Annotated in this window: 23 protein-coding genes and 2 tRNA genes; 6 read left to right on the top strand and 19 right to left on the bottom strand. The window is 35.6% G+C overall.

The window, feature by feature from the left end; translation table 11 throughout:
• Positions 1–148: 148 nt before the first annotated feature.
• Entirely contained in the window at positions 149–1,534 is a 1,386-nt protein-coding gene (nhaD, locus tag KMW28_RS01150; protein WP_317171262.1) for a sodium:proton antiporter NhaD, read from the bottom strand.
• 398 nt (positions 1,535–1,932) lie between these two features.
• On the opposite strand from nhaD, the gene KMW28_RS01145 reads away from it, so the two are divergent.
• A complete protein-coding gene (locus tag KMW28_RS01145) occupies positions 1,933–2,535 on the top strand; it encodes a YceI family protein (RefSeq protein ID WP_066210844.1) in 603 nt (200 codons plus the stop codon).
• A gap of 2 nt (positions 2,536–2,537) precedes the next feature.
• Here KMW28_RS01145 and mgtE read toward each other — a convergent pair whose 3' ends face one another.
• Positions 2,538–3,935 carry a magnesium transporter gene (gene mgtE, locus KMW28_RS01140; RefSeq protein ID WP_066210846.1) on the bottom strand — a complete coding sequence of 466 codons (1,398 nt, stop codon included), beginning with the start codon at positions 3,933–3,935 and terminating at the stop codon, positions 2,538–2,540.
• Positions 3,936–4,121: 186 nt separating this feature from the next.
• Between mgtE and KMW28_RS01135 the strand changes: the two genes are divergently transcribed.
• Positions 4,122–4,712 (top strand): riboflavin synthase, encoded by a 591-nt coding sequence (locus KMW28_RS01135; protein WP_066210848.1) that lies wholly within the window; start codon positions 4,122–4,124, stop codon positions 4,710–4,712.
• Between the two features lies 1 nt (position 4,713).
• Complete coding sequence (locus tag KMW28_RS01130; RefSeq protein ID WP_169664841.1) at positions 4,714–5,415, top strand: LytR/AlgR family response regulator transcription factor; 702 nt, start codon at positions 4,714–4,716, stop codon at positions 5,413–5,415.
• Between the two features lie 36 nt (positions 5,416–5,451).
• Here the strand turns inward: KMW28_RS01130 and rimK are convergent, their stop codons facing one another.
• The 13 genes from rimK to KMW28_RS01065 form a co-directional block, all read right to left on the bottom strand.
• Positions 5,452–6,828: a 30S ribosomal protein S6--L-glutamate ligase gene (gene rimK, locus KMW28_RS01125; RefSeq protein ID WP_169664842.1), complete on the bottom strand. Its 1,377-nt coding sequence runs from the start codon at positions 6,826–6,828 to the stop codon at positions 5,452–5,454.
• 396 nt (positions 6,829–7,224) lie between these two features.
• Complete coding sequence (locus tag KMW28_RS01120) at positions 7,225–8,778, bottom strand: hypothetical protein (protein WP_169664843.1); 1,554 nt, start codon at positions 8,776–8,778, stop codon at positions 7,225–7,227.
• A gap of 516 nt (positions 8,779–9,294) precedes the next feature.
• Positions 9,295–10,710 (bottom strand): hypothetical protein, encoded by a 1,416-nt coding sequence (locus KMW28_RS01115; protein WP_169664844.1) that lies wholly within the window; start codon positions 10,708–10,710, stop codon positions 9,295–9,297.
• Between the two features lie 197 nt (positions 10,711–10,907).
• Complete coding sequence (locus KMW28_RS01110) at positions 10,908–11,468, bottom strand: YceI family protein (protein ID WP_066210855.1); 561 nt, start codon at positions 11,466–11,468, stop codon at positions 10,908–10,910.
• Between the two features lie 189 nt (positions 11,469–11,657).
• Positions 11,658–12,293 carry a lipoprotein signal peptidase gene (locus tag KMW28_RS01105; protein ID WP_066210856.1) on the bottom strand — a complete coding sequence of 212 codons (636 nt, stop codon included), beginning with the start codon at positions 12,291–12,293 and terminating at the stop codon, positions 11,658–11,660.
• Between the two features lie 39 nt (positions 12,294–12,332).
• Positions 12,333–13,805, bottom strand: a complete 1,473-nt coding sequence (locus KMW28_RS01100; RefSeq protein WP_066210857.1) for a TrkH family potassium uptake protein — start codon at positions 13,803–13,805, stop codon at positions 12,333–12,335.
• 16 nt (positions 13,806–13,821) lie between these two features.
• A complete protein-coding gene (gene trkA / locus KMW28_RS01095) occupies positions 13,822–15,165 on the bottom strand; it encodes a Trk system potassium transporter TrkA (protein WP_066210859.1) in 1,344 nt (447 codons plus the stop codon).
• 87 nt (positions 15,166–15,252) lie between these two features.
• Entirely contained in the window at positions 15,253–16,800 is a 1,548-nt protein-coding gene (locus KMW28_RS01090; protein WP_066210861.1) for a YifB family Mg chelatase-like AAA ATPase, read from the bottom strand.
• A gap of 32 nt (positions 16,801–16,832) precedes the next feature.
• Positions 16,833–17,882 carry a tetratricopeptide repeat protein gene (locus tag KMW28_RS01085; protein ID WP_169664845.1) on the bottom strand — a complete coding sequence of 350 codons (1,050 nt, stop codon included), beginning with the start codon at positions 17,880–17,882 and terminating at the stop codon, positions 16,833–16,835.
• A gap of 293 nt (positions 17,883–18,175) precedes the next feature.
• Positions 18,176–18,895: a hypothetical protein gene (locus KMW28_RS01080; RefSeq protein ID WP_169664846.1), complete on the bottom strand. Its 720-nt coding sequence runs from the start codon at positions 18,893–18,895 to the stop codon at positions 18,176–18,178.
• Positions 18,896–18,986: 91 nt separating this feature from the next.
• A tRNA-Gln gene (locus KMW28_RS01075) sits at positions 18,987–19,059 on the bottom strand.
• A gap of 33 nt (positions 19,060–19,092) precedes the next feature.
• Positions 19,093–19,165, bottom strand: a tRNA-Gln gene (locus KMW28_RS01070).
• Between the two features lie 106 nt (positions 19,166–19,271).
• Positions 19,272–19,802 (bottom strand): hypothetical protein, encoded by a 531-nt coding sequence (locus KMW28_RS01065; RefSeq protein WP_169664847.1) that lies wholly within the window; start codon positions 19,800–19,802, stop codon positions 19,272–19,274.
• A gap of 168 nt (positions 19,803–19,970) precedes the next feature.
• Here KMW28_RS01065 and KMW28_RS01060 point away from each other — a divergent pair, with 168 nt between their 5' ends.
• Genes KMW28_RS01060 through KMW28_RS01050 form a run of 3 tightly spaced genes read left to right on the top strand, consistent with a single transcriptional unit; the run spans position 19,971 to position 22,129 of the window.
• Complete coding sequence (locus KMW28_RS01060; protein WP_169664848.1) at positions 19,971–20,429, top strand: type I restriction enzyme HsdR N-terminal domain-containing protein; 459 nt, start codon at positions 19,971–19,973, stop codon at positions 20,427–20,429.
• Positions 20,429–21,463 (top strand): DUF4465 domain-containing protein, encoded by a 1,035-nt coding sequence (locus KMW28_RS01055; RefSeq protein ID WP_169664849.1) that lies wholly within the window; start codon positions 20,429–20,431, stop codon positions 21,461–21,463. Before KMW28_RS01060 ends, KMW28_RS01055 begins: the two co-directional genes overlap by 1 nt.
• Before the next feature lie 3 nt (positions 21,464–21,466).
• A complete protein-coding gene (locus KMW28_RS01050; RefSeq protein WP_169664850.1) occupies positions 21,467–22,129 on the top strand; it encodes an ABC transporter ATP-binding protein in 663 nt (220 codons plus the stop codon).
• 2 nt (positions 22,130–22,131) lie between these two features.
• Here KMW28_RS01050 and KMW28_RS01045 read toward each other — a convergent pair whose 3' ends face one another.
• From KMW28_RS01045 to lipA, 4 genes are all read right to left on the bottom strand, one after another.
• Positions 22,132–23,034, bottom strand: coding sequence for a DMT family transporter (locus KMW28_RS01045; RefSeq protein ID WP_169664851.1), 903 nt, complete (start codon positions 23,032–23,034; stop codon positions 22,132–22,134).
• A gap of 70 nt (positions 23,035–23,104) precedes the next feature.
• A complete protein-coding gene (locus KMW28_RS01040) occupies positions 23,105–24,010 on the bottom strand; it encodes a DMT family transporter (protein WP_169664852.1) in 906 nt (301 codons plus the stop codon).
• A gap of 3 nt (positions 24,011–24,013) precedes the next feature.
• Entirely contained in the window at positions 24,014–24,244 is a 231-nt protein-coding gene (locus KMW28_RS01035) for a cytochrome b5 domain-containing protein (protein ID WP_169664853.1), read from the bottom strand.
• A gap of 77 nt (positions 24,245–24,321) precedes the next feature.
• The gene (lipA, locus tag KMW28_RS01030) at positions 24,322–25,215 is read right to left on the bottom strand and encodes a lipoyl synthase (protein WP_066210874.1); all 894 of its coding nucleotides are present in this window, start codon (positions 25,213–25,215) and stop codon (positions 24,322–24,324) included.
• Positions 25,216–25,230: the final 15 nt, after the last annotated feature.

The raw sequence follows: 25,230 nt of genomic DNA, 5'->3' as shown, positions 1-25,230 counted from the left end.
TTACCAACACGATGTGTGAATAACTTTTTGATTTGAACAAGAATAATAAGTTAGGAATTAGGAGTGAGGAGGTAGGAGTAAGACAAAAAAATAAGGCTGCTACTTCCAAAGAAACAGCAACCTTACAATTAAATTAACTCTTTATATTTTACATGAATAACATCTCTAAGTAGAATAAAGATATCCCTCCTAGATAACCTAAAGCGGCAATCCAAGCGATATTCTTTAAATACCAAGTAAATGAAATATGTTCCATACCCATTGCTGCAACACCTGCTGCAGATCCGATAATTAGAATACTACCACCGGTACCTGAACAATACGCTAGCATTTCCCAGAATTTACCATCTACTACAAAGTTGGTCATTTCTCCTGTAGCACCTGCTTCAGCAATTGGATACATTCCCATAAATGCTGCGACGATAGGTACGTTATCAACAATGGCAGATAAGATACCAATTAATGTATTCTGAAGGTAAATATCAGTGAAGTGTTCTTGCATAAAACCGGCCAATACATTTAAGTGTCCGGCACTACTCAATGCACCTACAGCTAATAGAATACCCATTAAGAACAATACAGTTGGCATATCAATCTTTTTCAAGATATGACCTACATTCAACTTTCTCTTATCATGGGCTGTTTTATTATGCAATTTGAAGTCAGTCATAAACCACATGACACCTAAACCTAACAACATTCCTATAAATGGAGGTAAGTGAGTGTAAGACTTAATAACAGGCACAAACAATAACGCTGCAATACCCATTACAAGTACAATAATTCTATCTCTTAATTTAATAAAAGCTGTATTCTCATCTTCATGAATATCGGGAGTATCAATTTCTCCTTTGAGTTTGAATGCTAAAACGATCATTGGAAGAACCATGGCCACCAATGAAGGCATAAAGATCTCTTCAATAATTTTTAATGCTGTAATCTGTCCTCCAATCCATAACATGATAGTGGTAACATCACCAATTGGTGACCAAGCACCGCCTGCATTGGCAGAGATCACTACCATACTTGCAAAATACCATCTCGTCTCATCGTCTTTTATCAGTTTATTGAGGACGGCTACAATTACGATTGTAGTGGTAAGGTTATCTAATGCTGCAGAAAGGAAGAAGGTTAATAGGGACATAATGACCAATAACTTCGATTTTTGAGTCACTTTTATCCTATTGGTAATAATTCGGAAACCTTGGTATTCATCAATTACTTCTACAATTGTCATGGCTCCCATTAAGAAGAAGACAATAGAGGCAATTTCCGAAAGGTGTTCGGTTAATTCGTGATGAACAATGAAATGAATAATTCCTTCATGTCCAGTTTCGCCACCACCATCGAGCCATAATTTCCAAGACTCACTAAAACCAAGTTGTAGAATATCATCCGCACCAATAGCATACAATGCCCAGAGGCCAGCTCCCATAATTAACGCAGTTGCTGCTTTATTGATATGGATATTGTGTTCGAGAACAATTAAGATATACCCGAAAATAAAAACTTCGAGCATCAAATAGTACATCATCAAAAAAATATTTTAGGTCTCAAGCAAGAGTAATAAACAAGATAAATCTGTAGAAATGTAACTTTCATAGATGAAGAAAATATAGGTCTCTTGCTTCAATAGTTCTTGTTGTAAATTTAGCTAAGGTAAAGTTCAAGTACTAATTTTAAAGGGTATTTATTAAGGAATGCAAAGAATCGCTACAATAATACAGTTCAATTCACTTTTATTGCAATTTAGATACTTTTTAAGCCTGTTGAAGCAGTAAAAAATAATAAGGGAAAAGTACTAAAAGATGAAATCAAGATAATTTCAAAAGGATTCTTAACTAATTCGGATAATCGCCTCTTTTTTTGCTTATTAAGGTTTAACAACTACAATAAGGACTTCAGATTATCCTACTTATGTATCAACTAAAAATGAGGAGAATAATTCTATGCTTATTTATTATTCTCACAACTAAAGTAACAGCTCAAACAGAAATCGAAGATGGAAGTTATTCTATAAACTTTGACATCACACCAATTTCTATCCTAGGGAAAACCAACGTCAGTACATTTGATTGTGATTACGTTCCTGACGCCTCATTGACCTCTAATTTTTGCTTAGAAAGAAGTAACGAACATTTTCAAGTAATCAACCACAAAAAAATGAGTTTAGAAATTCTAAAATTTGATTGTGGTATTAAACTCATGACTAAAGAATTCAGAGAATTACTTGATTATAAACACAATTCATCCATTTATATTCAGTTTACAGGATTAGAACGTGATGTAGTTGAAAAAGAAAAAGCATATGTACATCTAATTCTAACAATTGGTGAATTGAGCAACCCTCAAGAGTTTAAGGCTGAGGTTAAAAAACTATCTGATGGTAAATACGAGTTAAGTGGTCTAGGAGAGTTTTCTATCTTGGATTATAACCTTGAACCCCCTCAAAAAATGATGGGTATGGTAAAAGTGAAGGATAAAATATCCATCGATTTTACCATACATATTTCTAAAGAAGAATTTGCTAACTAAAATCAGTTCAATAAAAAGGCTGTAGCTAAACTAAAATAGATTAAAAGGCCAGTAACATCCACAATAGTTGTGATGGCTGGACTGGCCACTACCGCTGGGTCTCCTCCAAATTTTCTTACAATAAGTGGTAAACCTGCTCCAATTAACGTTGAACTCACTACTTGAAGGGCTAATGCCAATGATATTATAAATGCTACATACGTTAGCGTTAAATGTCCTGGCAATACTGCATCGTAGGACAATACAAATACCTTAATGCATGCGACTGTAGATAAACAGATGGCTAATAGCAAAGATATTCTCATCTCCTTAAAAGTGATAAGCCACCAATCTTTGGATCGAACTTCTCCTAACGAAAGTGCTCGAATAACTACCGTTGATGCCTGAGAACCTGCATTTCCTCCAGTATCAGCTAACATGGGCATATAAAGAGCCAATATCACCATCTTGTCCAATGCCTCTTCAAAGTGATGCAAAATTAGACCGGATATCATGCCCATAATACCTAAAGAAACTAACCACACCACCCTTTTCTTGAAGTGTTTAAAAACGGATAAGTCCAAATAGCCTTCATCCTCATCAGCTTCTGCACTTGGCTGAATACCCATGAGTCGTTCCATATCTTCGGTTTGCTCTTGCACGATGACATCAATGGCGTCATCATGTCGTACAATACCCAATAGCTTTCTTTCAATATTGATAATAGGTAATGCGACCAAATTATATTTCTCAATCATCTTGGCCACATTCTCTCGATCATCGTCTACTTGTGCAGCAACAAAGTCTACATGCACCAAGTCTTCGATTTTATCATCCAACTCCGCTAGGATTAAATCCTTTAATGTAACAAAGCCTAGAAGCGTTTTTTCATTATCTACTACATACACGTAGTAAATCATTTTTTTACCCGGAGAATCGAGTTTGATCTTATCTACCGCTTGTCTGACAGTCATCCAATTTCGCACCGTTGCAAAATCAGTGGTCATAATACCACCAGCAGAATCGGCCTCATAGCCACTTAATTCCAATACATTACTCCTTACCTGTTTATTCAAATAAGGCAATAATGCTGATTGTTCTCCAACAGATAAATCCTGATAAAAATCGGCCCTTTCGTCCGACCTCATATCCTGAAATATTTTAGAGAAATCTCGCTTATCTAAATGCTGGAAAAAGTAATACTGTTCATCAGCAGGTAATTCACCAAAAATCTGTGCTTTCTCTTTTTTCGAAAATAGAGAAAACACAACCAACTGATGTTCCTCGTCTATCTTTTCTAAGATTTCAACGATTTCAACAGTAGGTAATTTTTCAATCACTTCGCTTAAAGCCTCCCAGTCTTCCTGTTCGATTAAGCTTTTTACAATCTCATATCTTTGATCGCTGTTAGTAACTGTCATTTTTTAACCTTGGTTTAGTTCCATATCAAGATGAGAAAAGGAACTTATGAGAGGGTAGTATCAAATTTTATCATCAAATTATCCTGTTCTAGAATATTAGTGATGAATAATCCCTAAAAGTAAAATATCTATGACGATTTTTGACTAAATTGTATTTTAATAATCACAAAACCCTTAATAATTAAAATGTTTACAGGAATAATTGAAGCTTTAGGCAAGATTACCGATATAACAAAAGACCAAGAGAATACAATTTTTACTGTGGAATCACCGATTTCTCATGAGTTAAAAATTGATCAGAGTTTAGCTCACAATGGGGTTTGTCTTACCGTAACGCACATTGATGGTCAAAAACATCAAGTAGTAGCGATTCATGAAACTCTTCAGAAAACAAATTTAGGCGATTGGCAAGTAGGCGATGTTGTCAACTTAGAGAGAAGTATGCCTTCTCACGGTCGTTTTGATGGTCATATTGTCCAAGGTCACGTCGATCAGATTGGCGAGTGTATCAATGTTCAAGACGAGCAAGGAAGCTGGAGATTTACTTTTGAATACGACCCTTCTACGAAGAACTTCACCGTAGAAAAAGGTTCTATTTGTGTAAATGGTGCTAGTTTAACTGTCGTTGATGATGCTAAAGGACAATTCAGCGTTGCCATTATTCCTTATACTTATGAGAATACTAACTTCCATAAAATCAAAAAAGGAACAAAAATCAATTTAGAATTTGATATATTAGGTAAATATATTCAGAAGTTAAAAACTCTAGATCTGTAATATGAGCAGTTTAAAGTGTCTTATAGTCGATGATGAAGAGGTATCTCGCATGGTAGTGCGTGACTTTGTAAAACGCTCCGAAGGGTTAGAACTTGCCGGAGAGTTCGACAATGCCGTCTCTGCCTATGAAGCACTTCATACTACTGCTATTGATATCATTTTCCTGGATATTGAGATGCCTCAAATGACGGGTATCGAATTGGTACAATCTTTAGAGAAGTTACCTCAGGTGATATTAATTACGGGTAGACGAGATTTTGGAGCAGAAGCTTTCGAATTCAATCTTACCGACTACTTGATAAAGCCGATTACTTACCCTCGTTTTCTTAAAGCGGTTGAAAAAGCCAAGCATTCTATAGAAAACGGCGATCAAAAATTGGTGGAAACAAGTTCTGATGATACCCTGTTTGTGAAAGCAGATAATAAAATCATCAAACTTTCTTTGTGCGACATCTATTTTGTGGAGGCATTATCAGATTATATGTTGATTAATACTTCTGACAAAAAATATATTGTGCACTCAACTATGAAGGCTTTGGAAAAGAAATTCCCGGACAACTTCATCAGAGTACATCGATCATATATTGTCAATTTAGAGAAAGTAGACACTATTGAGGACATGCAAATTGTGATGCCTCAGAAAGAGATTCCAATAGGAAATAGTTATAAAAATAACTTCTTGTCGAAGTTAAACTTCTTATAAAAGAAATGCTCCGAACTTCACCGCTCGGAGCATTTTTTATTTATTCTTTTGTTTCTTCACACCTTTTTCAACGGCTTCGATCATTGCTCCTGCAATATCTTTTTCAGAAACACCTTCTATGCCTTCCAAACCTGGAGAAGAATTGACTTCCAAGAGTAATGGACCGTTACTGCCACGAATAATATCCACTCCTGCCACTTTTAATCCTAAAGTTTTTGCAGCTTGAATAGCGATCCTTTTTTCTTCGGCAGTAATCTTTATTCTAGCAGCACTACCTCCCATATGAATATTCGCTCTGAATTCTCCTGGAGCAGCTGTTCTCATCATACTTTCGACTACTTTACCATCCACCACAAAAATTCGAATATCCTTACCATTCGATTCTTTGATGAACTGTTGCACCAGAATATTCGCTTTTAAACTCTTAAAGGCATTGATCAAACTCTCTGCGGCTTTCTTCGTTTCTGCAAGCACAACTCCTTTACCTTGAGTTCCCTCAAGAAGCTTCACAATAAGAGGAGCTCCACCCACCATATCAATTAGATCTTCTGTATCTAATGGAGAATTGGCAAAACCTGTTGTTGGAATAGGTAATCCATCATTGATCAACATCTGAAGAGAATGTAATTTATCTCTTGACTGAGTAATTGCTGAAGCTGTGTTTAAAGTATACACCCCCATAGCAGCAAAATGTCTAGTTAAAGCACATCCATAGAAAGTGATCGATGGACGAATTCTAGGAATCACTGCGTCAAAATCATTCAATAATTTTCCACCACGGTAATGCATCTCTGGCTTTTTACCATCCAATTTGATATAACAATCCTTGATGTTTATAAACTCCATCTCATGACCGTGCTGCTGTCCAGCTTCGATGATTCTTCTATTACTATATAAATCAGGATTACTTGCCAGAAGGCCTATCTTTAAACCTGTTGATTGTTTTTCATGGGTCTTATAATATTGTTCTATCAAGTTTGGTGATATTTCGCCTAAATTAAAAGACATTTCTGGGTCTACTAAAAGTTTCCCAGACATGGCTTGTCTACCCAATAACATTCTATATCCCATAGAATCCCTATTGGTAAGTGTCACTTCAATTTCCCAAGTTGTTTCTGCTATAGAAATTACCGATTTGACTACATATCTTTTTTCACTTTTTCCACTTGAACTTTTTACATTTCTTCTATCTACCACCTTTGCTTCACAGGAAACTGTAGTTTTTCCATTCGCTTGAAGTGGGTGCACTTCAAAACGGACCCATTGTTCGTTTTCTTTAGTAAAAGGAGTAATGTTTACCGCATGTAAAGCAGATGTTTTTGCTCCAGAGTCTACTCTTGCTTTAATGGTAGGGATTCCTAATTGTGGTAATGCACACCACTCCTCGCTCCCAACAACGATTTTATTTATCATATTTTAAAATTAATAAGGGTGATATCTAAGAGTTTTATTTTGTAATAACTTGAGTTCAATGAAAATTATTATTCAAGTTAATAGTATTGAGTACTAGTCATTTTTAGTATAGTCCCAAAGTGAAAATCAAAACGAAATAGAAAAAGAAAAGGTTGTCATTTTTGATGAAAAATATATCATCAAATTCAATCTTTAATAATAATATAATTTGGGATTAACGTTAATTGTTTCGTTGAATATTCTTAAGGGATTATTTCATTTATATTCATAATCATTTCTATTTATATGAAAGTAAAATAATTGGTTCCTATTTCTGCTTATTAAGTTATAGAATCGTATAAAAAAAACCTAGAAAGAAGCCTTCCTAGGTTTTTTTTATGTAGAAATAATTTTCTACTACATCGCAAACTTACCGTAATCTACAGTAAACGTATATATTTCTTCATCTACTTGACCCCTAACATCAACAGCTCTAATTTTTAAATTAAATGTACTGTTTGCATAACCGTATAAGTCTTCTCCTAATGGAATAGATTTTACAAGAAGATTCATATTAGTTACTATAGATCCAATATCTACAGGGTAAGTTGAATTAGTAAAGTCAGTGATAATCAATTTTTGACCTTGACCCTCAGTTCCCAACTCTACATCTTCAAAATCAATTATCAATGAGTCTAAAGCGACATTTTCATCTACTTTACCATCCAATTGAATACGAACATTCTCTGTGTCTGCATTCAGTTCTTTTGTACTTCCTTCAGGAACGTACTCTTTTACTCCATTAAAAATAAAGTCAGTGACTAGAATTGATGGTGGTAAATCTTCTTTCGCCACCATAGAATATCTAAATAATGATGCTTCAGCCCAAGTTTGTTCCTGATCAATCACCTTTACACTCACTGTTATTGTTTCTCCAGTTTCTGATGTTGTCGGATCAAATCCCCAACTAAAATCAAGTTCACTTAAAGACACCAAATCAACAGAATTTGCACCATTTAAAGGTAACTCTACACTATGCAATACTACAGGAGTTGGTGTTTGACCTTCTATTGCTATAGGCGTTTTAATTACTTCTAATTGTACTGAATCCAATCCTCCATCGTCTTGTACAACTAAAGAATTTAAAGCGTAATCAGATCCAGGATAGATTAATACAATTCTATCTGATGGAATTGGAGATGTAGCCGTGTAAGATTCAAAAATAGGTGCAACATCATCACAGTTAATTGTAATAGGCTTAATATAGGTAGTAACGTTTCCAAAAACATCTTCCAATGTTACTGTTAAATCAATATCCCCATTTGCAATTTCATTAGGGATAAATAATTTACGCTGTACCACTGCATCAATATCTACAGTATCGCCTTGTATTGGAAAAATCTTAGGATACGTATCTGCAAACTGAAGGGTCAATTTTGATAATGAAATATTATCGGTGAGGAATCCTCCTAATATAATTTTTTCTCCTCTACAGAATACTGTATTGTTTTCATTTCCAGGTACAGCCGATGTCACTGTGATATCACCACTTACTTGAGGGGCTAATGTATCAGTGCCTATTTGGAAGAAAGAAGTATCTTCCAAAACGTTTCCTCCTCCATCAACATTTCTTGTCGATAAATAATATGTTCCAATAGGAACATGTGCAGGAATAAATAAAGCGGTATCAATAGCCAATGCCCTAGCATTTACTGTATAAGTAGAATCATAGGAAAATTGTGCTATAGCAGAATTATCTTTATCTACCTTACCAATAGATACAGTGGCTTCTTCGATAAGAAAGTTATCTGAAAAAGTAACTTGTAACCTGAACGTATCTTTATAGAAAAAAAAGCTTTCTTCATTAATATCCATAGTTTCAATCTTTGGATCAAAACTATCTTCTAAAGCAATACATGAAGTGAAAGCAGCATAAAGAATAAAGTATAAAGCAATGTTCTGTAGTTTCATTCTAGTAATTTGGTGAGTCAGTTGTAGTGCAATTTAATAAACGTTAATATAATTTGATAATTATCCCTAGAAAAATTAGTTAATGATGTGATTTACAGTTGAATTATATGCAATCGGTTTCTTTTAGGTAACAGTGATACAATTTTTTAAGTTATTTTTGATTTTTTGTCTTAAAGAACGTTTAATATTGACCAAATAGCATTAAAAACTATAAATAACTTCATTTTACAGGATATTATGATGACTTTTGTAAGGTCATCAAGAAGAAATTGATGTTAGTTAATGCCTCAAGGTTAATTAACGATACATCTAAAGTTTTACTATGTTAAGCAGCATAGAAGTCAGATGAATAGATTGAAGAGAGAGCTTGGAGAACGCTAGGTATTTTGTATCTAGCGTTCTTTTTTTATGCCTCCAAAAATAACACTATGTACATTAATCATCTGATTAAATAGATATTAAACATAAAAAAAGGTACTCCAAATGGAGTACCTTTCTTGTTGTTAATGATAAAGATTAGAAACTAATAGCTGCCTCTAACATGAAGCCATTAAATTTACCATCTTCATATATTGCGTTTGTTGATCCACCGATCGCACCTTCTGGAGCAGCTCTGTGTGTATCAGCATAAACATCATATCCGCTGTAAGTGTGGTGAACATAACCTGCTTTCATCATCACGTTTCTAGTCATGAACCAACCTGCAGCTACTTCAAGTCTATTTTGACGTAAGTTTGCGTTTTCAACTGACCAGAATTCGCCTACACCATTACCTTCTGCATCAAAGTACTCACCACCTTCGTTTCTGTTAGTACCCCAAGCTGTGTTGTATTTACCACCAACATAGAATTGCTCAGTGTTACCAAATCTGTAGATCAATTCAGCATTGATTTGGTTCCAGTTTCTTGACTCGATATCACCGTTTTCGTTGAATTCGTTTTTACCTGAACCGTTTGATACTTCATAAGTACCGAAGAATTCTAAACCTTTGAACTTCACGAATGGGTTGATCATGAATGAAGTGATTTGACCGTTGAATCCTGGATCAACACGACCGTTCTTATAAGAAGCTGTAGTTGAGTGACCTGGTACATCCATTACAGAGTAGAATCTTGAACCAGCTCTATCGCCAGCATACAAGTTAGCATTTGCTAAGTTTGAGTTATGGTAAACTGAACCAGTTAAACGAGCTCTTAAATCTTCGTTAACTTGTTTGTCGAAACCGAATTTACCATATACTGACCAGTTACCAGTTGATGTAACGTTTTGGTTTAATTTACCATTCGATACACCTGCCATACCGATCCATCCGTCTTTCTGAGCGTAAACTTCCATCGCCATTTCAGTAGCGAATGGGTCCATGATTGTGTTACCGAAGAATGCGTTACCCATTGAGTAAGCGTTATTTATTCTTCTGAAATGTTGGTCACCATAGTTGATTTCCATTTGACCTACTTTCACTGTGATGATATCCATGATATCGTCAGCCATTTGGCTATTAAGGTTCAAGAAGTTCAAGTTATCAATTTGTAAGTAACCACCCATTACCCATGCATCGTTGTGGTGACGTGATGATAAGTAAGTTTGTAAGTGAACTCTAACACCATCCGCTAATTGAGCGTCAATGTTTAAGTTCGCTGTAGGTAAGTTGAAACCTGGGTGAATTTTAGCCAATTCTACTACACCACTGTTTGAGTGAGATAAACCTTGCATCTGAAGAGCGAAGTCTGCACCTACTCTAACTTTCATTCCATCAAAACCTACTGTATCTGATTTTGTAGTTTCGAATACGCCAATACCTCTTTGGTCATTGTAACGCATGTATTGCATATCTCTATCGAAAACTCCACTATTTTTTTGAGCGTAAGAAGTACTCATTGCCATGAAAAAAAGCACAGCAAACACTGACAATACTTTGTATTGGTTGTTCATAATTAGCAAATAATTTAATTAGATTAGTTATCTCCTGAGCTAGCAACTCAGGATTTATTTAGTTTGGACTGGATATTCCAATATCGTTTTAGTTTCTATCTGAATCGAGCAAATCTAAATGAAGTAAATTCATATCCAATTGGATTTTATGATCTCGAATTCAGGTTATAGCAGTACTTAATTAGTACGGTTATCGATTAGTTAAAGACCACGTTCATTTCGATCTTTACCTCATCTTCTACTTTAATAGCACCAAACATTAAGCTAGGAGGTTCAACACCGTAAGCAGACATATTAAAAGTAGTTTCACCTTTGAATGTCACTTTGTCTCCTGCTAATGAAGCTACTGGGTTTAAAGTAATATCCTTTGTTGTTCCATTAATTGTTAACTGACCTTTTGCAGTTACTTTTCCGTTAGCATCAACAGAAGCAGAAGTTAACTTGTAAGTCATCTTAGGGTGCTTTTTAGCATTCATGGTTTTGTGCATGTTGCTATCTAAAGATCCTTTACCAGACTCCATACTGTTTACTTCCATCGTTACTTGTAACGACTCAATAGATTTAATTTGATTGTCTTCAATTGTGATAGAAGCATCACCAGACATTTTTTTGACATCACCTTCCCAATCGTGAGTATTTGATGTACCTAAAGCAACAACTTTACTTTCTCCCAATACTAGATTTTTTGATGATTGTGCATAAGAAGAAGCTACAATCCCAAGGATACAAACAATGGTAGAAATGATTTTAGTTTTCATTGATATTAGTTTTATGATGTTAGATAATTCTTTTTCTCTCTGGATGTATTTCAAAAGTAGGATGGAAAAGTCTTTTATTTACCACAAAATCTGTTATTGAAGGTAAACAAAAAACAACAAACCTTAACCAATGACTTGGATTAGATTTGTTGTTTGTATAAGTTGATTTAGGTCAATAAAACCCAATGACTATTGTTCTTCTGTAGCTATTTCTTGCTTTTCTTTCTTCTCATATTCAGAGAATTTATTCTGGAAAATAAAGATGAAAAGCACTCCTAAAAAGATGGCTGAGTCGGCGATATTAAATACTGGGCTAAAAAACAGAAAGCGTTCTCCTCCATAAAATGGTAACCAATCGGGAAAGCTTCCTCTTACCATTGGGAAATATAACATATCGATTACTTGACCATGAAACCACGGTGTTGATGAACCTGGAATCATATTTCCTTCAATAAATACACCATAGAATACAGAGTCTATAGAATTACCAATGGCTCCTCCTAGAATCATGGCTCCGCAAACTAAGAAGCCCCAATGTGCTCCTTTTTGGTTTAACACATAAATACCGTAAACAATACCACCTGAAGCTATAATTCTAAAGGTTGTCAAGATCAATTTACCGTATTCGTTGCCAAACTGCATTCCGAAAGCCATTCCTGGGTTAAGTAGATAGTGTAATCTAAACCAATCACCAATTACTTTAATTTCTCCTAGGGTACCCATTTCCATGTAATTATGTACCAACAGTTTACTCAATTGGTCCAATACAATCACCAAAATGGCTACGCCATAAATTTTATATAAATTATTCTTATTGTTTCCCATTATTCCTTTCCCTTAGGAATTAAAAAATTAGCTTAAATTTTAGAATCTACTCCAGAAATATGGAGTAAATATGATCATTACAGTAAAGAGTTCTAACCTTCCCAATAACATTAGAAACGAAAGTACCCATTTTGCAAGATCTGGCAAATGAGCAAAGTTATCAACAGGTCCTACTGTTCCAATACCCGGTCCAATATTCCCTAATGAGGTAGCCACAGCACCAAGTGAAGTCATTAAATCTACCCCAATAGCCGACATCACTAAAATACCTAATCCAAATATCAAAAAGTAAGCCATGATAAAAGCTAGTACATTAAAGGTAATGCTTCCTTTTATAGCTTTGCCATTAAATCGTACAGGTATAATTGCAGTAGGATGTAATTGTCTCTTTAATTCAAGAAAAGAGTTTTTAAATAAGATGATGTGTCTTACAATTTTTACACCACCGGCTGTAGACCCTGCCATACCACCACAGAACATCAACACAAAAACAATCATGGTCGCTAGTGGCGTCCAAGCGGTATAGTCTGCCGATACGTAACCTGTTGTTGTAATAATAGAGATCACTTGGAAGAGTGCGTCTCTAAATGATTTTTCAACACCTAATTCAGTGGTCACTACAATTGATACCGTAATTGCTAAAGTGGCTAAAGCAATAACATAGATGTAATATTTATATTCTTCGTTTTTCCATATGGCTTTGAACATACGCTTAAACAGAAAGTAGTTTAAGGTAAAGTTCGTTCCTGCCAACAACATAAAGAATATCAAAATGTATTGTATGTAGGGAGAAAATGATGCTGCACTATCATTAAATGTGGAGAAACCACCTGTAGCCATCGTTGTTAACGCGTGGTTTAAGGCATTATAGAAACTCATACCTCCTGTCATCAGTAAAATAGTTTCTACACCAGTTAGACCAGCATATACCCACCACAATCTTCGAGCAGTTTCTTTAATTCTAGGTTGAAGTTTATCTGGAGTAATCCCTGGTGCTTCAGCCACAAACAACTGCATACCTCCAATACCTAAGAAAGGCAATACGGCTACCGCTAATACGATAATACCCATACCTCCAATCCATTGGGTTAATGATCTCCAAAATAAAATACCTTTGCCTACACTTTCGATATCTGTTAAAATACTTGCTCCAGTAGTCGAGAAGCCTGATATCGTTTCAAAATAAGCGTCTGCAAAAGAGACATTGATGTCACTAAATAAATAGGGTAAACTTCCGAAAAAAGCCATAAGCGCCCATCCAAAAGTCACAATAATGTACCCATCCTTTTTTCTGAATTCTTGAGAGTAACCTACTTTTCTAGCATATAAAGCAGCCCCTCCACCCGAAGCAATTGCAATACCTCCTGCTTGGGCCAATGCTAACCAATCGCCATCACCAAAATAGAAAGCAAAAGGTAGACAGAACAACATAAATACACCGTTTAAAAGTATAAGTATGCCTAGAATTCTACAGATAAGCCAGTTATTGAACAGTCCCTTTCGTTGTTGCATGTTAGTCATCATAGGTTTAACGGAAGAAAGCTTCAACTTTAGCAATACACTCTGGTCGAGTAAGTACTACTGCTCTATCGTAAGGTTCGAATTGGAAATCTCCTTTTGGTATATAAGCTTTTCCTTTTCTAATCGCACCTCCAATAATCGCTGATTTAGGGAATCCTAAATCCTTTAATACATTTTTAGTTACAGGTGAGTTTTCATTGACCACAAATTCCAGAACCTCAGCATCTACACCATGTACGTTGGTTAATGAAATGATCTCTCCCCTTCTGATATATCTGAAAATAAAACTCGCTGCAATCAGCTTTTTATTAATCAAAGTATCAACACCCATGTTTTGAGAAAGGTGGATATAGTCCATATTCTCTACAAGGGCAATTGTTTTCTGAACACCATGTTTCTTTGCTACCAAAGAAGTAATGATATTGGTTTCAGAATCACCTGTTACCGCAATAAATGCATCCGCACTATCAATACCTTCTTCCTCGAGTAAATCTACATTACGACCATCGCCGTGAATGACCAAAGTATTCGGTAACTCTTCTGCCATCTGGAAAGCTTTATCTCTGTCCTTCTCTATTAGAACAACATTGTATTTAAAGCTTAAAGATCGAGCAGCATAAAAACCTACTTTACTACCTCCAAGAATAATTAATCGCTTAATTTTTTTCTGAAGTTTTTTCTTTGTTAGCTGAAGTACGCTTTCTACACCGTCCGGCTTGGCGATATAATATACGTGATCTCCAAGTTCAAACTTAGTATCTCCTCTTGGAATGATGGTCTCATCATCTCTCAAAATTGCTACCGTTAAGAACTTGAAATCTTTATTTAGATATGATGTTTCTTCTAACGTTTTTCCTACTAAAGGCTGTTCCTCATCAATGGTAATACCAATTAACGACAATAAACCTTTTTCGAATTCGAAAGTATCTGTAATAGCCGCCTCTTTTAAAAGACGCTTAATCTCTTTTGTGGCCAATAGTTGTGGTGAAATCATTTCATCCACACCCATTCTTCTCATGTCAAGCATATCACGAGAGTGTAAGTACTCACTATTTGTGATTCTTGCAATTGTTCTCTTTGTACCCAATCGTTTGGCAATCATGGCCGTTATTAGATTGGTCTCCTCAGAAGACGTGACAGCGATCAGCATGTCAGATTTATCAACATTAGCTTCCTCAAGGACAGCGAAAGATGTAGACGACCCTTTTACAGTGGCTACATCAATATGGTTGGCGGCATGATTTAGACTATCAACATCTGTATCGATAAGTGTAATATCATGGTCTTCGTGTGCCAGTAGTTTACCCAAGTGGAACCCAACATCACCTGCTCCCGCAATAATGATTTTCACAGCTACTTTTCTTTATTGAAACTTGTTTCCTGCTAAATTAGGAATATTACCGCAAATATAAGCAGTTATGAATAGTTGTAATAATTTTTAACCCTCAACCCACGATTCTCTGTCCAAACTTCTAAACTGAATCGCCTCTGCAATGTGCTCTGCCTTGACTGATTCACTTCCTGCAAGGTCAGCTATTGTTCGAGAAACTTTTAAAATTCTATCGTAAGCTCTGGCAGATAATCCTAAACGATCCATAGCCGATTTTAGCAAGTTTTTACCTAAAGGATCTAATGTACAAATACGCTTAACAACCTGCGAAGGCATCATTGCATTACTATGTAGTGCTAATCCTTCTTTTTCGAACCTCTCCTTTTGAAGTTCTCTAGCGTCTATAACTCTCTGTCTAATAGCCTCACTTGACTCCGCTTCTTTTAAAGACGTCATCTGATCAAAGGATACTGGAGTAACCTCAACATGCAGATCAATTCTATCTAAAAGAGGGCCGCTAATTTTATTCAAATATTTCTGAACAGCTCCCGGAGGACAGGTACAATCTTTCTCTGGATGATTGTGATATCCGCAAGGGCATGGATTCATACTGGCTATCAGCATAAAATTAGCAGGGAAATCGACTGACATTCTTGCTCTTGATATACTTACTTTTCTTTCTTCTAGAGGTTGACGCATCACCTCAAGTACTGTACGTTTGAATTCGGGTAATTCGTCTAGAAACAGTACTCCGTTGTGAGAAAGTGATATTTCCCCTGGCTGTGGTACCCCGCCCCCACCAACTAACGCTACATCACTAATTGTATGATGTGGTGCCCTGAATGGACGGGTCGAAATAAGATGCCCATTGTTAGCCCCTAGTTTACCTGCCACAGAATGTATTTTTGTGGTTTCTAATGCTTCTTGAAGAGTCAATGAAGGCAGAATAGTTGCCAAACGTTTTGCCAACATGGTTTTACCTGCACCAGGAGGGCCTATCATAATCACATTATGACCTCCGGCAGCAGCTATCTCTAAAGCCCTTTTCATGTTTTCTTGACCTTGAACTTGAGAAAAATCTAGTTCATAATCATCCAACATATCATTAAAAAGCTCTCTAGTATCTATTTTGAGAGGTTCAATTTCTCTATCGCCCTGTATAAACTCAATGGCTTCTAATAGGTTATTGACACCAATTACATCTAAATTATTGACAATTGCAGCTTCTTGAGCATTCTCTTTAGGTAGAATAAATCCTTTCTTCTTTTGTTTTCTTGCTTCAATAGCAATTGGTAAAGCTCCTTTGATAGGACGTAATTCACCGTCTAAAGAAAGTTCTCCAAGGATAATGTAATCCTCTAAATTCCTTGCTCCAATTTGTTCGGAGGACTGTAGGATAGATAGTGCAATAGGTAAATCGAAAGCTGCTCCTTCTTTTTTGGCTGCTGCAGGAGCTAGATTTACCACTACTTTTTGTCGTGGAATGGCATATCCATAGTGTTTCACAGCACTTTCTACTCGGTGTTCGCTTTCTTTGATAGCACTGTCGGGTAATCCAACAACAAAAAGACCTTTGCCATTGAGTACATTTACTTCCACTTCAATAAGAGTGGCATCTACTCCATATACGGAGCTTCCATACGTTTTCGAAATCATAGTTATTAAGAATCGTAGCAGTTTTGGTTAAATTAATTTATTTCTTCAGAAGAGTTGGCTTCTGTTGTGTTTTCTTCTTCGGAAGACGATGCTTCCTCTACAGGAGGTGGTGCATACATTCTTCTTAAAATCGCTCTTAAATTGTTTAATGCTTTTCTAGCATCAAGATATGCAGGATCAATTTCTAATGCTTTTTCGTAATTACTTCTCGCCTCACCATAGTCTTTGATTAGGTATTGTTCAGTCAATCCTAATTCATACCAAAGTTCTTTGCAATCCTGCTTGATCTTTAAGCCTTCTAAAAATACTTTCTTTGCTTCTAAAGTCAATCCTTTTTTTCTTAATAGTTTACCTAAATGTCGAGAAGCCTCCCACTGAGAGGGATCTTTTCTTAGGACTTCTGTAAAAACTACCTCTGCACTATCTAAGCGTTTTTCGATGACCAACAATTCACCTTCGCAAGTAAGTAAAGGCAATGAACTTACATTTTTATTTTTAGCACTATCCAAAACTTCTTTTGCCAAAACAAATTCGTTTTTATTGATCGCATCTTTAATGAGGTAGGCATAAGCCAAAGTATCAAAAGGATTAATACTTAGAATTTCTTCATTAATCGATTTTACTTTTTTAGAATCGCCAATAAGAAAATAATATTCTCCCCAAGCCCTTTTTAATTGAGTACTATTCGGTATTTCTTTCTCAGAAACCATCAATGTATGAAACGCACTATCCATTTCATTTAACTTCAGAAACGACTTTGCCTTAAGAATATTCAAAAAAGGATGATTAAACGATTTTTGAGAAGCTTTTTGAAGATTAAATAATACATCTTCATAATTTTGAAAGGCAAAATGATTTTTTGCTGCAAGGAAAAAATAACTTCCTACAGTCGAATCCAATGATGTAGCCATAGAAATATCTTCTAAAGAAGCTGCCCATTGATTAATTTCATATTCAGCGTTGGCCTTTAGGTAATATAGATTCGGATTATTTTCATCATCACGAATAAGGTCTTGTAAATAGTTAATTTGTTTTTCGTAGTAAGCTTCTTTTTCAGCTTTCGCATCTACAAAGCCTTCCATTACCTCTACTTTTTGTTTACAACCGCACAAAAAGATAAAAAGGGATACACAAAAAAGTGAGAATCTAAACATTTATATAATATGCTGAAAAAATGTTGTGTAGTAGGTTATTTTAATTCGCTTCTTTTTTAGGTTAAGAAGTAGATTATAAAATCACTAAAAATTGATCACATTAATAGATATTCTACACAATATCAGATTTAATTTCTTTTGATTACTCTAAGTTCTTTAATTTTTGAGAATAAAAAAAGCCCACTTTGGGGAAGAAGTGGGCTTTTTTTGTAATTAAAATACTATTGCATTTTATTTTCTCTTTTACGAAGTGAAGAAAGCTCTTTTTGCATCTCTTCTCCTTTATTTCTTTCCGTCACAAGTTCTCTTCTCACTTTCATCTCTCTCTCCTGTGCCTTCGTTCTGAAATCATCGTATTCCTTTTCGATAGTATCATAATCTTTTTTCACTTCTACTACCATTTGATTGTTCGATTTGAATTTGATTAAACCAAATACTAGAACTAAAATCAAAATAGCGATAATAATAAAAGAAGTATATACCACCGTATATTTATCGATGTCTAAACCAGCTAAAGTGATGTAATCACCAAGATCGATTAAACGATCTTTCTCACCAAGTCTAGCTTCCATTTCTTTTACTTCCTGATGTGCTTGAGCCGTTTCTTTACGTGCTTCGATAGCATCAGTGTAAGCCGTAGACAATGTGTCGTCTACTTCTGCCCAGTAGGCATTTAACCAATCTTGTTTGATCATACGATATTCTTTCCAACGTCCACCTCGTTTGGACATGAATTCGTACTTTGATTTAAGCGTTGCGTCCGCCGGGCCTTTAGGTTTGGCCGGTACAGCTTTTTTCGTAGAAGTAGTTGAAGCAGCTTTTTGACTACTTGTTTTAGTACTTGTTTGAGTGGCTGAACCTGCAGTTTCTTGTGCATAAACACCCATTACCGCGAACGATAACGTAAGAGTGATTATGATTTTGATTAATCTTTTTGACATGTTAGTTATAAATTTTATTCTATCTATTATACAAATATAAAAATAGCAAGCAAAAAAAAAGCTTTACAGCGAAAATCTGTAAAGCTTTTTGTTGTCCGACCAGGTCTCGAACCTGGACTCTTCTGAACCAAAATCAGACGTGTTGCCAATTACACCATCGGACAATATTCCGGAAAATGTCTCAAATGTTTTTAGTGTTGTCCGACCAGGTCTCGAACCTGGACTCTTCTGAACCAAAATCAGACGTGTTGCCAATTACACCATCGGACAATTTCTGAGAGCGTTTTCCCGAAATGCGATGCAAAAGTAGATCAAAAAATCTTATCTACCAAACAAAAATCAAAAATAATCATCAAATAATTGTAAATAAAGTTAATCAAAATCGATTCCTTTGGAGGATATCTACCTGACATCGATTAATAAATTTCTGTAAATCAGGACCATTCGCATCCACAAAAAACTGATTTTGCACTCCATTCTTCTGAGAAACTTCAATTTGATAATTTCCCGTAAATCCATAATAAAAAAGAAATGCACAAGCCAAAAAAATGGAGAATCCGGTAAAGGCATTGACTACTCCTGATAAAGAAGCTAGAAAAATAATTGGTCCTAAAATACCTCCTGTGAGCAAAGGAATTATTAATTTCTTTCTTGTTATGGATAATTTTTGAATATATCTTCTTTCGAATTTTCTTCTTGTCGATGATAAATTGAGCTCGAAAAATATGGTGGTCATTTTTATAAAATGATCCTCTCCAAGATGAAAGACTTTATCCTCATTTTCTTTAATATTAATCCATTTGTATAAATAGCTATACGAATAATAATAATGAGATGGCTTCACTTGAGACTGCATATTCGAATCGTCGAATTGGTCTTCAGGGCGATATGTAGAATGTTCACTCAAAAAATTTCTTTATGGCTTAGATTTCTAATTTATCATCAATTTCTTTCTAAATTTACAAGATCACCTAAGTTCGTTAAAAATTACTTTTGGTGATTCAATGAAGTTCGGTGTCTTTTGATTTTCAATACAAAATCATCTGATCTTTATAAAAAATGATCCTTGCACTACATGCAAAAATTAAATTTACCACTTTCGGAAGTTAGAACGGAAGAAAAAAACGGAAAAACCTTTATTTTTGACCCTATCAGAAAGAAAATGCTTCTACTTACTCCTGAAGAATGGGTAAGACAACAGTTTTTACAAATGCTGCTTTCCATGGGATTTTCGAAAAACCTGGTAGGAATAGAAGCTGGATTGACGGTAAACAAAAGAATAAAGCGTTCGGATATACTTTTTTATGAAAGAGGCGGTGCTCCATTTTTACTAGTAGAATGCAAAGCTCCAACTGTAAAATTAAGTAACGATACTTTTCAGCAAGTGGCACAATACAATAGTAAAATCAAAGCCCCTTACATTTGTATCACCAATGGTTTACAACATTTCTTTTGTTCTATTAACTTTGAAAAAGGGAGTTATGAATTTCTTAAAGAAATTCCGCTTCCATCATATATCAAGAAAGATCAATAATGAAAAAAATTTCCATATACATCAACCTCCTTATTGTACCTTTTGTTTTTTTCTCGTGTGGAGTAGAAGAAATAAAGGACCCAAGACTTGAGGTAGCTATAATTTCACCTAGAGTAAATCCTACTACTGCTCGATCGATTGTACTCAAAGATCAAAAGTTTGTATATGAAGCTAGAGTGAAAGGAGGCGAAAGCAGCTCTTACAAATGGCTTGTTGATGATGAACAAATAGCTACCACTTTAAGGTCAGACTCTATTTCTTACGATACAGAAGGTTTTAGGAAAGCACGCTTCGAAGCCGCTAATAACTCGTACGAAGGCTCTGCAGAAGTTCTTTTATACGTAGTAGAAAGAGCCGCCTCTTTTGAGGACCTTCCTTTGGCAGAAAATTCATTTTGGGCAGGTGTTGATAATGCTGGAACGGTTTCTACGTTTACATCAGGAAATATTCCTTTTAGCAATACATCTCCAAAAGATACCATCGATTATCTTGAATTCGGTTATTCAAACATTACAGACTCTACCAATGTTAATTATGCCAATTATGGCGTTTTCCAGCTTATAGCATCACGAAATAATTATGGTATAGCAAGAACTCCAGAATCGGGCAAGCTAAAAATGATGTTTGATGGTGAATACAGCCCTATGTCTATAGAAGTCGCTAATAATCCTTTGGTTGTTCAAACTGCTCGAGGAGATTTTGATATCTACGAAGAAGATGATACAACTATTGTTTCCTTTGCTAATGGTGATTTTTACAATTTGGAAATTCGAGGTCTTCTAGACGATACTACCACCACAGAAACTGTCATTTCATCGCCTTTGGTCAGTAAATCGAGTAATATATTAACTGTTCAAAATTCTTGGTTAAATCAAGAACTCATTACTTTGGGGTTGGTCAAAGGATTAGAATTTACGATTAATACTTCTAAGGTAGATTCTACAGGTGTTATCACTTACCCTACTCGATTTAACATTGACAATCTGATTTTACTTAATGATGGTGGAGAAATTATTAACGAGATAAATAACTAATCTATGCTTAAGGTAGAAAACTTAATCAAGTCATTCGGAAAAGGAAACGATACCCTTGAGATCATCAAAGACATTTCTTTTGAGGTTAAAAAAGGGGAATCTGTGGCTATTGTAGGTACTTCTGGATCTGGTAAAACCACTTTACTTGGCTTAACAGCCGGATTGGATAATCCTACCTCAGGTAAAGTAATTATTGATGATATTGACATTACTACTTTAAGTGAAAATGATAAAGCGGATATCAGAAATCAGAAAATTGGATTTATTTTCCAGAATTTTCAACTTTTACCTTCGCTTACGGCTCTTGAGAATGTGATGACACCTTTGGAGCTTCAAGGACAATCTGATGCCAAATCAAAAGCAAAAGAGATGCTGAAAGAAGTGGGGTTAGACGGTCGTGAACATCATTATCCTAATCAGCTTTCTGGTGGAGAACAACAAAGGGTGGCACTTGCTAGAGCCTTTGTTACTACTCCTAAGATTCTTTTTGCTGATGAACCCACCGGTAACCTCGATGAGGAAACTAGTTTGCATGTAGAGAACTTACTTTTTGAGTTAAATAAGAATCATCATACCACATTGGTCATTGTAACTCACGATCCTCAATTAGCACAAAAAGCGGATAGAATTTTAAAAGTAAGGGACGGTAAAATTGATGTGAATTAATATCAGTTACTGCTCTTCGTTTTCCAGTTAGAAACTAATGCTACACCTGTAAAAATCAATATCGTGGCATAGAGTTGTTCCCAACGGGGTTGTTCTCCAAATAGAAAAACAGCTATTGCTCCTGCAATTAAAGGCTGGAAATAGATATAAAAACTTGTGGTACTTGCATTCAGTACCTGTAGACTTATCGCATTAAATAGATAAGTAATACAAGTTGCTCCAATTAGAACAAAAGCAATTGCCCCTATTACTTCTAGAGTGAAGGTATGCCATTGTGCTTCTACTAAATCCATAATTCCAAATGGGAAAACCATTGGGACTCCAAAGATAAATACCCACTTTAAAATAGTAAAAGGATGATATTTCGTGGCTAATGGCTTAATTAATATCAAATAGTAGCCGTAGGAACAAGCGTTAACTATTACCAAAATATCGCCTTGTGCGGTACCGCTTGAAAAATCAAATCCATTCATTCCTACCAATATCAAAGCTCCGGCTAAACCAAGCACAATACCTACCACTTTTTTAGCTGTCACTTTTTCTTTAAGTATGATCGCCGACATGATCAATACCAAAATAGGTGAGGAAACCATAATCACAGAGGCATTAATTGGAGATGTTAATGATAGTCCTTCAAAGAAGGTGATCATGTTTAAACAAGCACCAAAGAAAGCGGCAAAAGCTAACTTTCGATAATCTTGTGTACTCTCAATTTTTTCTTTGATAAAAATTCTATGGATCACCGTAAACAAAACAGCAGCAAAAATCACCCTCATTAAGATAAACCCTTTGGGCTGCACATAGTCGGGCATAACAATTTTAGCCACATTATAATTGGCTCCATAAGCGAATGATGCGCCTACTAAAAATAAGTGAGCTTGAACTTTGGTTATACTTTTTGCCATTGTTTGATAGGATAGATAGATCAACAAATAAATGAACTCCTCATCGTTTCAGATTATCTGATGAAGCTTGTTAATTCATCTTTTCTTTAGGTTTCTTCTTGATGCTAATTAAATAAACTCCCGAAAATATCAAAGCGGCAGCGATAACTTGTACCGTTTTGATGGTTTCATCAAATACTAGGATCGCCACTACTGTGGCCACCATGGGCTGGAAGTAGATATAAAAACTTGCTGTACTGGCATTGACCACTTTCATCGCTATCGCATAAAACAAATACGCCAAGAAACTGGTAAATACAATTGCATAACTTATCGCTCCCCAAATAGGTAATGGAATACCTTCCCAATTCATAGTCGTAATATCATTCCAAGACATTGCAGTCACAAATGGAACGGCAAACACGAAAGTCCACTTTGTTACGGTGAACGGATGATACTTTGCTAGAAGTGGTTTTGAGATAATGAGATACACGCTATACAAAGAGGCATTAATGAGCACCATAATATCTCCTTGGACAGATCCTGAGTGAAAAGCTATTCCATTCAATCCTATCATCAATACTGCTCCAATAAAGCCAAGTGAGATGCCAATAATTTTTAAAGGAGTGACTTTTTCTTTTAAGAAAATGGATGATAAGGTTAAAACTATTATCGGAGAGGATACTACAATCACAGAAGCGTTGATAGCACTTGTTTGTGCTAATCCTTCGTAAAAGATCAACTGATTAAAACTGGCACCAAACAATGCCGCCAACAATAACCTTAGGAAGTCTCTTTTATCAGTTACTTTTTCTTTAACTGTAAAAGCGTGTAATAAGGTGAATAGTATCGCACCTCCTAAAATTCTTAAGAAGATAAAAGCGAAGGGAGTAATGTAATCAGGCATCGCCAACTTGGAGACCACAAAATTACATCCATATATGATAGAAGCACCTACCAAAAATAAGTGTGCCTGAAGTTTAGATAGCTTTGCCATTAATTAGTCTTCCAATTCTCCAATTGGATCAAATTTATCGAATACGAAAGCAGTATGAGGTGCATCTTTCATCTCAGGCGTTAAGTCTTGCCCTGCCCAATGTTGATAATGTTTCCCATCTCTCCAAAGTCTAGAATTGGACATATCGTATACTTTACCCTCGAAAGCGACCCAAATTTCTTCTTTGTCTTGTCCGTTTCTGAGTGCTAATTGGCTTTTGGTTATCTTTTGCATAGTCATAAAAAATAGTGGCTTTATTAAAGTTGAATATTAACAAAGCCACTATTCGAAATGTTTAATTATGAATCAAATTATTTGATTGGAACGTTAACGTGACGTTCTGCATGGTACGAAGAACGAACCAATGGACCTGATTCTACATATTTGATCCCTCTTTTTAATCCTTCCTCTCTTAAGAAGTCGAATTTATCAGGGTGAATGTATTCAATTACCTCATGGTGCATTTTAGTAGGCTGTAAGTACTGACCTAAAGTAAGTACGTGTAAACCAACCTCTGCTAAATCATCCATAGCTCTGAAGATTTGCTCGTCTGTTTCTCCTAAACCAAGCATGATACCTGTTTTAGAACGACGACCTTCATCTACAATTCTTTTGATATGCTCTAATGAACGATCGTATTTCGCTTGAGGACGAACGGCTCTGTAAAGTTCTTTCACTGTTTCCATATTGTGTGAAATTACTTCCTGACCACCCTCGATCATTCTGTATAAAGCATCCCAATTTTTTCTTGTGTCAGGAATAAGGGTTTCAATGGTTGTTTCTGGACAAAGTTTCTTTGTTTCTACCACTGTTTGATACCAAATTTCTGCACCTCTATCTTTAAGCTCATCACGGTTTACCGAAGTAATTACCGCATGCTTTACTTCCATTTTGTGGATAGCGTCCGCTACACGTTTTGGCTCCTCAGCATCGTACTCTGTTGGACGGCCTGTTGCAACTGCACAGAAAGAACATCCACGTGTACAAATGTTACCAAGAATCATAAATGTTGCTGTACCTTCACCCCAGCATTCGCCCATGTTAGGACAGTTACCGCTTTGGCAAATAGTATTCAACTTATGTTTGTCTACCAATTTACGAACATTAGCGTACTCCTTCCCAATTGGCAACTTTACACGTAACCAATCTGGTCTACGTTTAGGTTTATCTTTCTTCTCCGAAGAGATTACTGGTAGTTCTATCATTTAATTTTTCGTTTT

It is taken from the genome of Flammeovirga yaeyamensis, from assembly GCF_018736045.1.
GTDB classification, from domain to species: Bacteria; Bacteroidota; Bacteroidia; order Cytophagales; family Flammeovirgaceae; genus Flammeovirga; species Flammeovirga yaeyamensis.
Note: the sequence above shows the minus strand (reverse complement) of the source record. Positions and strands in the feature narration are given on the sequence as shown.